The organism is Ekhidna sp., assembly GCF_040223195.1.
Taxonomy (GTDB): Bacteria; Bacteroidota; Bacteroidia; order Cytophagales; family Cyclobacteriaceae; genus Ekhidna.
Map to the genome: position 1 here is coordinate 1 of NZ_JAVKDX010000015.1, position 13095 is coordinate 13095.

General features: G+C 43.5%; 16 protein-coding genes and 2 tRNA genes. 13 read left to right on the forward strand and 5 right to left on the reverse strand.

What is annotated here, in order from left to right; translation table 11 throughout:
- Both RLN88_RS07255 and RLN88_RS07260 read left to right on the forward strand, forming a co-directional pair.
- A partial coding sequence (locus tag RLN88_RS07255; protein WP_502880101.1) for an alpha/beta hydrolase occupies window positions 1-296 on the forward strand: 296 nt, incomplete at its 5' end.
- 54 nt (window positions 297-350) lie between these two features.
- A complete protein-coding gene (locus RLN88_RS07260; protein WP_350220727.1) occupies window positions 351-536 on the forward strand; it encodes a hypothetical protein in 186 nt (61 codons plus the stop codon).
- 101 nt (window positions 537-637) lie between these two features.
- Here RLN88_RS07260 and RLN88_RS07265 read toward each other — a convergent pair whose 3' ends face one another.
- Window positions 638-1279 (reverse strand): hypothetical protein, encoded by a 642-nt coding sequence (locus RLN88_RS07265; protein WP_350220728.1) that lies wholly within the window; start codon window positions 1277-1279, stop codon window positions 638-640.
- A gap of 19 nt (window positions 1280-1298) precedes the next feature.
- On the reverse strand, window positions 1299-3446 hold the full coding sequence (locus RLN88_RS07270; RefSeq protein ID WP_350220729.1) for a TonB-dependent receptor: 2148 nt from the start codon (window positions 3444-3446) through the stop codon (window positions 1299-1301).
- Between the two features lie 120 nt (window positions 3447-3566).
- On the opposite strand from RLN88_RS07270, the gene RLN88_RS07275 reads away from it, so the two are divergent.
- Together RLN88_RS07275 and RLN88_RS07280 are read left to right on the forward strand one after the other, a co-directional pair.
- The gene (locus tag RLN88_RS07275) at window positions 3567-4856 is read left to right on the forward strand and encodes an amidohydrolase (protein WP_350220730.1); all 1290 of its coding nucleotides are present in this window, start codon (window positions 3567-3569) and stop codon (window positions 4854-4856) included.
- A gap of 163 nt (window positions 4857-5019) precedes the next feature.
- Window positions 5020-5175 carry a hypothetical protein gene (locus tag RLN88_RS07280; protein WP_350220731.1) on the forward strand — a complete coding sequence of 52 codons (156 nt, stop codon included), beginning with the start codon at window positions 5020-5022 and terminating at the stop codon, window positions 5173-5175.
- 83 nt (window positions 5176-5258) lie between these two features.
- Here RLN88_RS07280 and RLN88_RS07285 read toward each other — a convergent pair whose 3' ends face one another.
- The 3 genes from RLN88_RS07285 to RLN88_RS07295 all read right to left on the reverse strand — a co-directional run bounded on the left by RLN88_RS07285 (window position 5259) and on the right by RLN88_RS07295 (window position 6297).
- Window positions 5259-5822: an EF-hand domain-containing protein gene (locus RLN88_RS07285; RefSeq protein ID WP_350220732.1), complete on the reverse strand. Its 564-nt coding sequence runs from the start codon at window positions 5820-5822 to the stop codon at window positions 5259-5261.
- 308 nt (window positions 5823-6130) lie between these two features.
- A tRNA-Arg gene (locus RLN88_RS07290) sits at window positions 6131-6204 on the reverse strand.
- 6 nt (window positions 6205-6210) lie between these two features.
- Window positions 6211-6297: transfer RNA gene (locus tag RLN88_RS07295), tRNA-Ser, on the reverse strand.
- Window positions 6298-6465: 168 nt separating this feature from the next.
- Here RLN88_RS07295 and RLN88_RS07300 point away from each other — a divergent pair.
- From RLN88_RS07300 to RLN88_RS07340, 9 genes are all read left to right on the forward strand, one after another.
- A complete protein-coding gene (locus RLN88_RS07300; protein WP_350220733.1) occupies window positions 6466-7203 on the forward strand; it encodes a toxin-antitoxin system YwqK family antitoxin in 738 nt (245 codons plus the stop codon).
- A gap of 78 nt (window positions 7204-7281) precedes the next feature.
- Entirely contained in the window at window positions 7282-8250 is a 969-nt protein-coding gene (locus RLN88_RS07305) for a vWA domain-containing protein (RefSeq protein WP_350220734.1), read from the forward strand.
- A complete protein-coding gene (locus RLN88_RS07310; RefSeq protein ID WP_350220735.1) occupies window positions 8247-9056 on the forward strand; it encodes a hypothetical protein in 810 nt (269 codons plus the stop codon). The genes RLN88_RS07305 and RLN88_RS07310 overlap by 4 nt, the downstream gene beginning before the upstream one ends.
- 196 nt (window positions 9057-9252) lie before the next feature.
- The gene (locus tag RLN88_RS07315; protein ID WP_350220736.1) at window positions 9253-10431 is read left to right on the forward strand and encodes an acetyl-CoA C-acyltransferase; all 1179 of its coding nucleotides are present in this window, start codon (window positions 9253-9255) and stop codon (window positions 10429-10431) included.
- A 76-nt stretch (window positions 10432-10507) separates the two neighbouring features.
- Window positions 10508-10708: a hypothetical protein gene (locus RLN88_RS07320; RefSeq protein WP_350220737.1), complete on the forward strand. Its 201-nt coding sequence runs from the start codon at window positions 10508-10510 to the stop codon at window positions 10706-10708.
- Window positions 10708-11004, forward strand: coding sequence for a type II toxin-antitoxin system RelE/ParE family toxin (locus tag RLN88_RS07325; RefSeq protein WP_350220738.1), 297 nt, complete (start codon window positions 10708-10710; stop codon window positions 11002-11004). The genes RLN88_RS07320 and RLN88_RS07325 overlap by 1 nt, the downstream gene beginning before the upstream one ends.
- The gene (locus tag RLN88_RS07330; RefSeq protein WP_350220739.1) at window positions 10989-12293 is read left to right on the forward strand and encodes a toxin-antitoxin system YwqK family antitoxin; all 1305 of its coding nucleotides are present in this window, start codon (window positions 10989-10991) and stop codon (window positions 12291-12293) included. Before RLN88_RS07325 ends, RLN88_RS07330 begins: the two co-directional genes overlap by 16 nt.
- 14 nt (window positions 12294-12307) lie before the next feature.
- On the forward strand, window positions 12308-12628 hold the full coding sequence (locus RLN88_RS07335; protein WP_350220740.1) for a potassium channel family protein: 321 nt from the start codon (window positions 12308-12310) through the stop codon (window positions 12626-12628).
- 36 nt (window positions 12629-12664) lie between these two features.
- A complete protein-coding gene (locus RLN88_RS07340; protein ID WP_350220741.1) occupies window positions 12665-13093 on the forward strand; it encodes a hypothetical protein in 429 nt (142 codons plus the stop codon).
- The last annotated feature ends 2 nt before the right edge of the window (window positions 13094-13095 follow it).

Sequence of the window (13095 nt, forward strand, 5' to 3'; positions counted from 1 at the left end):
GGTTTTCCCAGGGCACAGCTACCATGGGCAGGTATGCAGCTCATGCCAAAATCCCATTCCAAAAGATGATCATCTGGGCAGGAACCTTCCCTCCTGATACCAATCCTGATGACTGGAAATACCTGACAGGAAAAGAAGAAACCCACTACTACACTAGCAGAGAAGACATTTATTTCAAACAAGAAATGATCGAAAACCAGAATAAGGTGGTTAGAGAAGCACTAGGGAAAGAACCCAGGCTTCATTGGTACGAAGGGGGGCATAGGGTTGAACCGGTGTTGTTGAATGAAATCTAGTCCATTCATCAACTATCGTTTTGAGCCAGTGGCCATCTTACCTAAATTGAAACCATGAAAAAATTAATCTCAATCCTTTTCCTCCTACCAATTCTAAGTAGCGCACAACACGAAGAAACCATCAAAAAAATCTATGACGAATCACTGTCCAATGGGCATGTGTATGAAAAACTAAACCACCTTGATCCGGAAGCCAAAATGGAAGTCCGATGGTGCATCAGGCCGATTCAAGAGGTATAAAACCAACGCACTTCAGTACGCATTGCTTTTGGACCTGGAGGGGATAGAGAAGTAAATGATAACCTGGGGGTTATTCCCATTAAGCCCTAGGTTGCAAAAAATCACTCACAGATCTCTTTGATTGCTTCCTGAGTACTCTCCTTACCCCACCCTGGTGCAAGTGGATTTTCCGTTTCTTTATTCTCCTCGAAAAGTGCAAGGGCTTTAGACAGACTATTGCAGGCCTCTGCATTTCCACCTCCCATAAATTGGGCTGTACCATATTGCATTCTGCCAAGAAGAAAATGAGCTCGTGGGTTGTCTGGATTCAGTTTGATCGCTTTTTGGAATGATGAAAATGCCATGCCACTATACATCATTCCTCTGGTAGCCGGATCCACCACCAATCGCATCATGTGAATATATCCTCTCATAGCTTCCAGTTCCGAATCGCTTGGCCTGATGGCTTCCCCTTTTTCTACTGCTTCGAGTGCAAGATCAAGGTACTTGTCCTTTTCTTCAGCTTTCTCATACATCCCGCTCATTCGCAGGTATCCAAACGCTACATAGTAGTGGGGTTCCCACCGGTCGCCTTCGGCCTCTCCTATCCTCTCGAGCTGATTGATCACCCCCTGAAGCTCTTCCGGACTACCTGCCGAAAACATGGCTGGAATATTCTTGCCCATCGCCTTTTCAAACTGACCATTGGCGAAGGCGAAAGTGGCACATAAGATGCCTAGCAGAAGTATTAAATTCCTTTTCATAATTGATAATTGTTTTGATTTAAAGATTTGGTAATTGATTAATGCCTTTGTTTTTTGAAAGTGTGATAAACACCCCAAGGAATATGAATCGCTTTGCAGCTGGCGTGATCGGTCTGCTTGCATAGATTCCATCTCCATTCGGATGATTTGCATATTCATATCCATATATATTGTTGATCCCTAGTACATTATTGACCATTGCATGGATGATCACCTGGCTGCTATACAAGTAGCTGACATTGAAGCTCAGGTCATGATAAGCTGGTGTCTTCCCAGAGAGGTAGGTGTCGCTATTTAGATCGTTGAATGGCCTGCTACTTGCAAACGAATAGGTGACGCCAATCTGACTCTTAATTTCATCAATAAACTTTTTTGTAACCAGTGAAAAGTTGTGCGTAGATGCAAATGCCGGGGTAAAAGATCCGGGATAATCCTGATGATTTCGCTCTGTGAGCAGATATGAGTAACTCACCCAGTAATCCATGCCTTTGAAGGTCTTGTTGTCTCTCCAGAAAAGGTCAATACCTCGTGCAAAGCCATTTCCATCGGAACAGTAGGTAGCTGGATCGTAGATGCTAGAGTACTTTATCAGCTGATCGTAGCGTTTTTCATAGAGCTCAATTCGGAAGCTATGCCCTTCCTTGCTCCACTGATAATTGGCGATGTAATGATCTGCCCGCTCATGCCGAACTTTCGGATCTATTAATAAAATCTGACTCTGGGGTGCCTGGTAGAATTGGCCATGGGCCAAGGACACCTGACTGTTGGTTCCGATTTTGTATGCTGCGGAAAAACGAGGTGTCAGGGTGGCCTTTTCGTTGAGGCTGTTATGCTCAAGTCTCAGCCCGGCTTTAAAAGCCAGAGATGAAGAAGCAAAAGTTTCGGTTTCCACAAAGCTTGCGGCAATCCGCTCATCAAAACTCTGCTCAAAAGGTCCTGATTCATTGGTTAGAACCTGATCGACCCCTCTGCTAAAAACTTCTCCACCGAATAGAACTCCTACCCTGTCTGAGTGCTGGTAGTCAGCCACTGCTTTACCATGAAAACCCAATAGCTCCTGCTCTCTGCTGTCTTGATCTAACGAAGCAAAATCATTGCTTCGGGTCAGCGAAAGCCCACCTCTTAGGCCCCACCTATCACTGATCACCTCCCGATAGGACGTGTTGAAATGGACATAATCATTGGATACCCTGACAGGAAGCTGAACTTCCAGATTGGCAATATCAGCCTCATATAAGTCCATATTAGAAGTGCTGAGATTGGTATAGAACTTCAGCAAGCCAGTCTTCCCGGTTTTCAATCGATAAGCCAAATTACCATTCACCTCTTCCGGTGCTTTTTCCCATTTCAGATTTTGCGGAGCTATGGCAAAATAGGGTGTCAGATTAGTGTATTGAACTTTTGCTGCAACCGAGCTTCGTTCAAACGATTGGGTGGTAGATACATCTGCGCCCACTGACATTAGCGAGATATCAGAACGGTCGTTTTCAGCTATGTCTTTGGATTGGAGGATCAGCGCGGAAGAAAGTGCCTGACCATACTCTGCGGAATAACCTCCGGTAGAAAAGCTCATCCCTTTAAACATGAATGGAGAGAATCTACTTCTGCCAGGGGTATTGGGTGCTGATGGACTGTACTCATTATGCACCAGCATTCCATCTATGAAGGTCTTAGTCTCCCTTCCATCACCCCCACGAACGAAGAGCCTTCCGGTTTCACCAACAGTTTGCGTTCCGGGCAGGGTATTCAATGCACCTGGAATGTCTGCTGTGGCCCCAGCAGTTGTTACAATGTCCAGCGGTTTTAAAACCACACGCTTATTTTCATCAGAAGCATTGAATGAACCCGCAGTGATCACTACAGCATTCAACTCGCTTACCTTTTCCCTCAATATAATTTCGAGTTTTTGACTTTTAGGTTCAAGGGATTGGATCGACTCATGAAAGCCAATGAATGATGCGATCAGTACTAAACTGTCATTTTCGTAAGTAGTAAAGGAGAAATTGCCATTAATATCAGAGGTCGCTCCATCGTAAGTTCCCTTGAGATACACATTGACACCCAATAGAGGTTCTCCTGACTTTTCGATAACTCTTCCCGATATCGTTACCTGCGCTGACAGGCTCGAGAAAAGTAAAGAAAAAATAGAGTACAGCAGTGCTTTCATAACCTTCGCTTTTAGCATGAGCCAAAAGTCTAAGACATGGGCACCCTTTTCTAATTACTCTGACCGAACTGTAGAAAAAACAGGATGAGTTGTATCTTGGGTTTAAAAAAGAATTGAAGTATGAAAAAAATCTTTATAACCTTAATAGCCATAGTGGTGACCCAAAGCCTATTGGCACAGAAATTTGATAAACAAATTGAAAAGCTGGTGGCTCAGACAGAAAGAGATGTCATTGAGTGGCGACACTGGTTTCATCAAAATGCTGAGCTCAGTAATAGAGAGTTTAAGACTGCCGAGCGCATTGCATCTATTCTGAAAGATATAGGTTATGAACCTCAAACAGGGGTTGCTAAAACCGGTGTGGTGGCTATACTTAAAGGTGGAAAACCCGGCCCGGTAGTGGGTCTGCGGGCAGATATAGATGGGTTGCCGGTGAAAGAACGAGTGGAACTGGAATGGGCATCTTCACAAATGGGCGAATACAATGGCGAGCAGGTACCTGTAATGCATGCCTGCGGACATGATACCCATATCAGCATCCTGCTGGGTGTTGCCAAGATGCTTTGGGAGATAAAAGATCAGGTGCCAGGGACAGTGAAATTCATTTTCCAACCAGCTGAAGAAGGGGCACCTAAAGGTGAAGAAGGGGGCGCAAAGCTGATGGTAAAAGAAGGTGTATTGAAAAATCCGGATGTAGAGGCCATCTTCGGTCTTCATATCAATGCACAAACACCTGTTGGCACACTGAAGGTAAGACCTGAAGGAATCATGGCCGCAGTAAACTCCATGCGAATAGACATCAAAGGAAAGCAGGCACATGGTTCTGCACCCTGGGATGGTGTTGATCCAGTAGTGACTGCTGCGCAAATGATCAATAACTTCCAATCTATTATTAGCAGAAACATGAAGCTAACGGAAGCACCAGCCGTCATCACCATCGGGGCAATCCACGGAGGAGTACGATACAATATCATTCCTGAAGATCTCTATATGCTGGGCACCATCCGAACCCTGGATGCAGACATGCGCACCGAGATACTGGAGCGCATCAGGGAAGTAGCTCAAAACACAGGCGAGTCGAACAATGCGGAAGTAAAAGTTTGGATAGATGAAGGATATCCGGTAACGTACAATGAGCCATCGCTCTATGAGAAAATGCTTCCAACACTGAAAAGAGCTGGCGGAGAAGAGAATGTGGAGATCATCAAACCCATTACAGGTGCTGAGGATTTCTCATTCTTCCAGGAACAAATTCCCGGCCTTTACTTCTTCGTAGGTGGCTGCCCACCGGACAGAGACCCCAAGGAAGTAGCAGGGCATCACACTCCTGACTTCTATGTGGATGATGCTGGAATGAAGCTAGGCATGAAGGCCATGATGGGCCTTACGCTTGATTATATGTCCAAATAGTATTCATTAATGATTATTAAAAAAAAGCTTGAGGATCTAATTGGAATAGTGCAATAAATTAAAATTATAGTCATATTAACTAGATATAATTATGGTACGATACTTACAAAAAATAGGACTATTTTAATTGAACTTTGAACTATAATAATTAAAAAATTGAGCTATGGGTAATTTGTTTAGACTGTTTGCGAAGAAAGATCGGATCAAGCTTACCAGAGATGTATCCGGTGACTGGATGGTGAAAAAGAACCTTCAAATCCTGTACATAGGAACAAAAGAAAAATGCCAGACCTATATCAATCAAATGCCGTTGGTGTAAGGTAAACGAAACTTAGGCGGTTCGATTACGGGCCAAACAAGTGTATGATTAGGCGGTGAGAACCTCGCGAAAGCGAGGTTTTTTTAGTCTCTGTCTCCCCAAAATCCAAAGAGCCAATTACCAGGCGACTTCCCATCACTGGACATGAAAAATTCGTCCACTGCTTTCATAAGCTCCTCTTTGGTAATAAAGTCATCCCCATCACGATCCAGTTTTACGAAAGCTTTTGCAGAGTGCTTTATAGGAATGTGGTAGCACATGAACATATCTGAGTATTCATTTACTGAGATCACCCCATCCTTATTGAGATCAAAAGAATCGAAAATGGAGCTGATCATGTGTACCACCCAACTCTTGTATAGCTTCTCATTACCAGGCTTTAGCATGTCATCAAAAAATTCCAGGAAGTGTTCTTCATTGGCCACTCCCCCTTGCCGCTCAAAGTACTTCTGAAACATATTCCAGCTTTGAATGCTACGATTGATCACCCGATCGTAATTCTCGGTATTGGGCTTAAAGGTCCATAGTACACAGAGTGACTCCCCTATTTCACGGAAGTCATTGGCCTCCAGCACGCCATTTCTATCCTGATCCAATACGACTCTGAAATAATGGGAAATTTTCTCTTTTTGAAGCGGCGACAACATATCCGGCAGATTTTGATTGACAGAAAGTTAAGTTATAAAACTTAATACGCAAGATGATTGAAAAGTGACCAACAAAAAACCCCGCTGTTGCGGGGTTTATGTGATTGCACAGGGACTCGAACGGAAACGTCCGTCCGACCCGAACCTGCTGCTGTAGAAGCCGTAATGGAATGAGCAGCTTGCTCTATCCAGTTGAGCTAAGAAACCGATTACTACATTCGCAGCACATATTTTGGAAATAGAGGGAATTACTTTGTTGATCCTAAGAAAAGGACAAAAAAACCCCGACATCTCTGCCAGGGTTTATGTGATTGCACAGGGACTCGAACCCCGAACCTGCTGCTTAGAAGGCAGCTGCTCTATCCAGTTGAGCTATGCAACCAGCAAGCGGAGAGAGGGGGATTCGAACCCCCGGTACGATTTCTCGTACGCATGTTTAGCAAACATGTGGTTTCAGCCACTCACCCACCTCTCCGTGGCATTTAGCTTTGCTATTTTTAGGACTCACATTTAAGCCCACTCCTTCAAAAAATGAACCTAATTATGGGTTCCCTCTAAAAAGGAGTGCAAATATAAAAGTTACCTTCAAAAAACCATTTCGTTGACTTAATTCTTTAGTAATTTCCTTTTAAAATTTATCGGTTTGAATAAAACGCAAATTCTAATCGCTCTAGTCATCCTCACTATTTTTAGCATGGGTGCAGTCTACACCAATCTGACTGAGCTAATCGATGAAAACGAAACGCTGAACCCTAATCCGAAAAAAATGAAAGATGGTGAGGTGCGCCAATACACTAAAGATCAGCGACTCAAGACCATCGTAAACTACGACCAGGGAGTAAAACATGGCACTTCTTACCTGTATCATGATGACGGAGAGACTGTATTGCTTGCCATGCCCTACGTCAAAGGAAAGCGCGAAGGTGTCTCCGAAAAATATTACCAGGATGGCAAGCTCTATGCGTCTACCTCATACCGGAATGATAGGCTCCATGGCTCCAGAAAACTCTACTATACCTCGGGGCAGCTAAAGGCCGAAATGAACTATGGGTATGGAAATATCGGCATTGGCACCAAAGAGTACCTGCTGGACGGAGCTCTCAAAAAGATGCCGGAAATCACTACCAAAACAGTAGGAAATATAATTACGCTCGATACCTCAATCCCATGCAAGGATCCAACCTTCTATGTTGGCCGACTTATCGAGGGTCAATTCTTTGATCCAGTCAATGAAAACATTCGTCTGTTGACTATGAGCCAGGGAAAGTACTTCATCAACATAGAAATGTATACACCAAGCTACCTGAAGTATCAGGATGTCATTTGCAGTTGCGAAAGCAGCCAGAGAAACACCATCATTTTAAAGAAGAGGCTTTATTAGCACCACTCTCATTAAAAAATGTTAATCCATAAAAAACTAATTCCATCCCTTCACCTGATCAATTAGTTTTGCCGGCCTATGAAATGGGTGAATTCCATCGGTACTTTTGAGCTTATCCTCAGCGGAGTATTTATTCTGCTTTACGTCGCATTCATTATGCGAGTGATCATGACTACCAGACGGTTGGGACTGCCGGCCAATCGTGTTTTGATCAAAACGATCCTTCGCAAAGCGTACTTTGGGCTCATCATAACAGCCCTGCTGGGCCCAAGTTTTGGAGATACCTCCAGAGAGGTGAAGACTGTAGGGAAAGATATTTTCATCTGTATTGACCTTAGCCAATCTATGAACGCCGTAGATGTGCAGCCATCGCGGCTTGAAAAGGTCAAGTTTGAGCTCAAAAACATTGTGGAAGCTTTCAATTCGGATCGAATCGGTTTGATCATGTTTAGTAGCGAAGCGTACATGCAGTGCCCGCTTACCTACGATAACAATGCACTCAACCTCTTCATTCAGACCCTGAATACAGACATGGTTCCAAATTTCGGGACCGACTTTGGCCCACCGTTGGAAATGGCCACCGAGAAACTGATTGCAGATGACACGGTAGTGACCCGATCAAAATCAAAAATCACAATCCTGATCAGTGATGGTGAAGACTTTGGTGACAATACAGATGAGATTGCGGACGAACTGGAATCCGAAGGCATCACGTTGTTTACACTTGGTGTTGGCACAAAAAAGGGAAGTAAGATTCCAACTCGAAACGGATTCAAAACAGATAAGAGTGGAAAAGAAGTAGTTTCCCAACTCAACTCTTCCTCGCTGGAAAAACTGGCCGAAAACGCCGGCGGGGAATATTTCGAAATAAATGAATCAAGAAACGATGTTGCTCGTTTGATTAGTGCAATCAATAAAGTAGAAGGTGAAATGAGAGATGCCAAGCAGGTAGATGCCACACAAAATCGATATTTCTATTTTTTGGGATTAGCTCTCCTCCTCATGGTTTTAGATGTGTTGTTTAGTGTGAAATTGATCAAATTATGAGAATCCTTTTAGCCATACTGCTGGCCGTTGTGATTACAGACCCAAAAGAGGTAGCCAAAGCCAACTCATTGAAAAAGGAAGCCGAACAAGCGTACCTTTCTGGTGATTATGAGTTGGCACTTTCAAAATTCACCCTGCTCAGGGATTCCATGGAAGTTGATGATCCCGCTATCAAGTTGAATATCGCTCATGCACACTACAATCTGGGAGATACGGCAGGTGCCAAGCTTGCCTACAATAGTCTTACCTCTTCAGGAAACACAAAATTGAAGTCTGTGGCGCTACAGCAGCTGGGTGTAATGAGCAAGGATGCAGGGAAGTTAGAAGAAGCCCTTCAGCAACTCAAGTCGTCTATCAAAGCGGATCCTGCCAATCAGGAGGCCCGATATAATTATGAAGTAGTGAAAAAGCTTCTGGAAGAGCAAAAACAACAGCAAAAAAACCAGAATCAGCAGAATCAGGATCAGCAAAACCAAGACGGAGAAGACGAGAACCAGCAGCAAAAGCAAGATCAGAAGCAGGAAGGCGAGCAGGAAAACAAAGACAACCAGCAGGGAGAAAATCAGGAGAAGTCTGAAGAGGAGCAGCAAAAAGAAGAGCAACAAAACCAGCAGGAAGAAGGTGAAGAGCAGCAACAGGAAAAATCCGAGGAACAGATGACCAAAGAAAAGCTTGAAGAAATGGGAATTAGCGAGGAAAAGGCCCGGCAGCTTTTGGAAGCCATGCGCCAAAGTGAAATCAAATACCTGCAGCATCAGCGCAGAAAACCGACCAAGCGTCCCCCAAGTGATAAGCCCGATTGGTAAAAACTTCCTTACGATTTACCATCATATTTTACGATCTTTGCGGTCCCGATCTGAACCATCGGGACTTTTTTTTGATTTTAAAAACAAACAATAACCCACTCCTAAAATGAAATGAGCATGATTAGAAATCAATCTTTTAATAGGCGATCACATTCATGCGAATTCCATGTTACCAAAACACAAAAAAACAATTAACATGAAAGAAGTATACATCGCATCTGCAGTACGAACCCCTATTGGCAGCTTTGGAGGTAAGCTCTCCGGATTTTCCGCAACGGAGTTAGGCACTTTTGCCATCAAAGGAGCTCTAAAAAAATCCGGTATTTCAGCAGATCAGGTAAATGAAGTGTTCATGGGAAATGTGCTATCTGCAAACCTTGGCCAGGCACCCGCCAGACAGGCTGCCATCGGGGCAGGAATCGGCCACAATGTGCCATGCACTACGGTGAACAAAGTGTGCTCATCTGGGATGAAATCTGTGATGCTGGGAGCACAGTCCATCATGCTCGGCATTAATGATGTGGTGGTCGCCGGAGGAATGGAGAGCATGACAAATGTGCCCTATTACATGCCCAAGGGAAGATTTGGCTATAAGTACGGTCACGGTCAGCTGACAGATGGGCTGATGCACGACGGACTCTGGGAAGTGTATAACGGATTCCCAATGGGTAACTGCGCTGACAACACAGCGCGAGAAATGAACATAAGTAGGGAAGCCCAGGATACCTTCGCTATCAATTCCTACAAGCGAGTGGCTGCCGCTACCGAGGCAGGTGAATTCAAAGATGAGATTGTGCCGGTGGAAATCCCACAACGAAAAGGAGACCCTATTTTGATGAATGAAGACGAGGAATTCAGAAATGTAGACTTTGATAAAATCCCATCGCTTCGCCCCGTATTTGACAAGGAGGGCACTGTAACTGCTGCCAATGCATCCACGATCAATGATGGTGCATCAGCACTTGTTCTCGTGAGCAAGGAAAAAGCGGATGAGCTTGGACTCAAAGTGATTGCTAAGATCAAGGGATTTGGTGATGCGGCGCAGGAGCCAATCTGGTTTACCACGGCCCCATCATTGGCTATTCCAAAAGCTCTCGCCCATGCCGGAGTAAATCAAAGTGATGTAGACTTCTGGGAAATCAATGAAGCATTTTCTGCGGTGGCGCTTGCCAATCAGGAAAAACTCGGACTTGATCCTGAAAAACTAAATGTATTTGGTGGAGCTGTAGCTATGGGTCATCCGCTGGGAACCTCCGGTGCACGAATCATTGCCACGCTGATAAACGTCCTGAACAAAAAAGGGGGAAAGATCGGATGTGCAGGTATCTGCAACGGCGGTGGTGGAGCTTCTGCCATTGTTGTGGAGAAGGTTTAATATTCCAACAATCTATTTTAAGGTCCAGCGTTTTTGCGTTGGACTTTTTATTTAAAGAAGGTATTTTTATAGAGATATGACCCGATTTACAATAGACATCCCGGATGAAAAAGTTCCCTTTTTCAAAGAGCTTATCAAAAACTTAGGATTGGAAAAGGATATTAATATCCCCGATGAACACAAGCAGGTTGTGTTAAGTCGAATAGAAAGCTCAAAAAAAAATCCAGGGTTACTTCTGGAGTGGGATACTATCAAAGATGATTTCAGGATCGATTGATGAAATACTCAATTAAAATTGAGTCAGAAGCTAAAGAAGATATTCAAGATGCCATAGACTGGTACAACAATCAAAAGCCAGGCCTGGGCACTCTCTTTTTAGAAGAGATAAAAAGCTCAATTGAGCAATTAAAAATTAATCCACATTATCAAAAACGTTATAGCGAGGTAAGGTGTCTACCAACAAGAATATTTCCTTTTATGATTCACTTTACTCTAGACGAGGGAGAAAGTATTGTAATAGTTCGGGGAGTTTTTCACACATCAATTAATCCTAAAAAATGGAAAAGACAATAACTATTCTAGTTTTTACCCTTGCTGGATACTGTCAATGTTTTGGCCAAACCCCAATCAAAACCTACTATGAATCAGGGCATGTAAAAGAAGAATATGCTTTCCAGAATGGAGACAGCTCCCTGATAGACGGAGAATATCGAATGTATGATTTAGGTGGGAATGTCATTGTAACAGGTACGTTTGAAACTGGTAAAAAGCACGGCGCTTTCAAAAATTTTTATCCTAATGGAAGTCTGCAAAGGCAAACGACCTATGAGCACAACCTTCGAGAGGGACTGACACAGGTCTTTACCGAAGACGGAAAATTGATCCAGGAGGCTACCTTCCAAAGTGACACGTTGGTTGGGGAAATAAAACTATATGACGAGACAGGCAAGCTGAAAGGTGCCACCACTTTTGAAAATGGTAAACCCAATGGCCCGGTCTACTCCTACTTTGAAAATGGAAACATCAAAGAGGAAGTCAATTACCTGAATGGCAAGCCCAATGGCATCACAAAAAAATACTATGAAAATGGCCAGGTTCAGCTAGAAGCAGAATACCACAACGGACTTTTAGATGGGAACTACAAGACGTACTATCCTTCCGGCAAACTGGAAATGGAGGTTGTAAATAAACAAGGAGATCGTAGCGGTTCAGTAAAAACGTATCACGAAAATGGGCAGCTAAAAGCAATTGGCACATATTCCAATGGGGCTCTCCAGGGCAATTATCTGGTATATTACGATAATGGCGACACCAAAAGCGAATACAAATATCGGGATGGATATCGGGTAGGTAGAAGTTTTGATTATCATGAAAACGGTGAAGTATGGCTGGAATCGACCTACTCCGGCAATGGTGAGAATGCAACTATAAAAGAATTCACAAATAAAGGCCAGCTCATTGCACAGAAGGAGCTACAAAACGAACTGCCTCACGGTACATGGAAAGCCTGGGATCAGAAAGGTACGCTCCTGGAGGTGCAGCGATTTGAAAAAGGGAAGCTGCATGGCGTACAGGAACAGTATGAGGATGGCACAAAGATCTCTGAGACAGAATACCGGTTTGGAAATAAGTATGGCACCTATATAGAGTACTATCCCAATGGCGATGTGAAGGCAGAAGCAAACTATGAATTGGATAAGCTACAGGGAGCCTACACAGCCTATTATAAAAATGGTCAGGTGGAATATACCGGAAACTATGTAAGAAACCGGAGACATGGAGAGTGGCAATACTATGACAAAAAGGGAAACCCGACCGAAAAAATTACCTACAAGCACGGGGAGCAATTAGATAAAAAATAGGCTAATTTGATATTATGATTCTCTTCCGAACAATAAAATCATTCCTTCAGGATAAAGAGTATCGCGACCTGCTCCTCACAGGCATGGCCATTCTGATCATTGGTACGCTGGTGTATCACGAACTGGAAGGATGGAGCTATCTGGATGCCTTTTATTTCTCTTTCATCACGCTCACCACAATAGGTTACGGAGACTTTGCGCCCCAAACCGAATGGGGCAAAATCTTCACCATACTATATATCACCATTGGTGTAGGCATTATTCTGGCTTTTATAAATACCCTCTACCTCCACTATAGTGACACAATCAAAAAAAGAAAGAAAAAAAGTGAGTAAATTGTCTGAGGTTCAGAAACTAAAAGACAATTACACATGAAAAAGAAACTCTATTTACTACTTCTCCTCATTACACCGCTCTTTCTTATAAACTGCGGAAGCGATGATGATGGCCCTGATTATTTAGCAGAGCTGGTCGGGACTTGGGAATCAACACAAATTGTTACTAGCAACTGTCCTTCAGCAGATGATAATGGAACGCTTACTTGTGACCCTTTCTGCATCAATATTGAGATCAACGCAGATGGAACCTACACATTGCAGCAAGCTAATTTTGACACGCAGCAAATTGAAACGGAAACCGGAACACTAACGGTAACCGAAACCACCATTCATTTGTGCGAAGATGGAGAATCCTGTGATGATAACGATCCTGCAACCTATGTCAAAACCAGCAATACAAGACTGACCGTTACCTTTACTAGTGATGGCTGTCAAAATGCCGCATCTTTTGTAAAACAATAAAC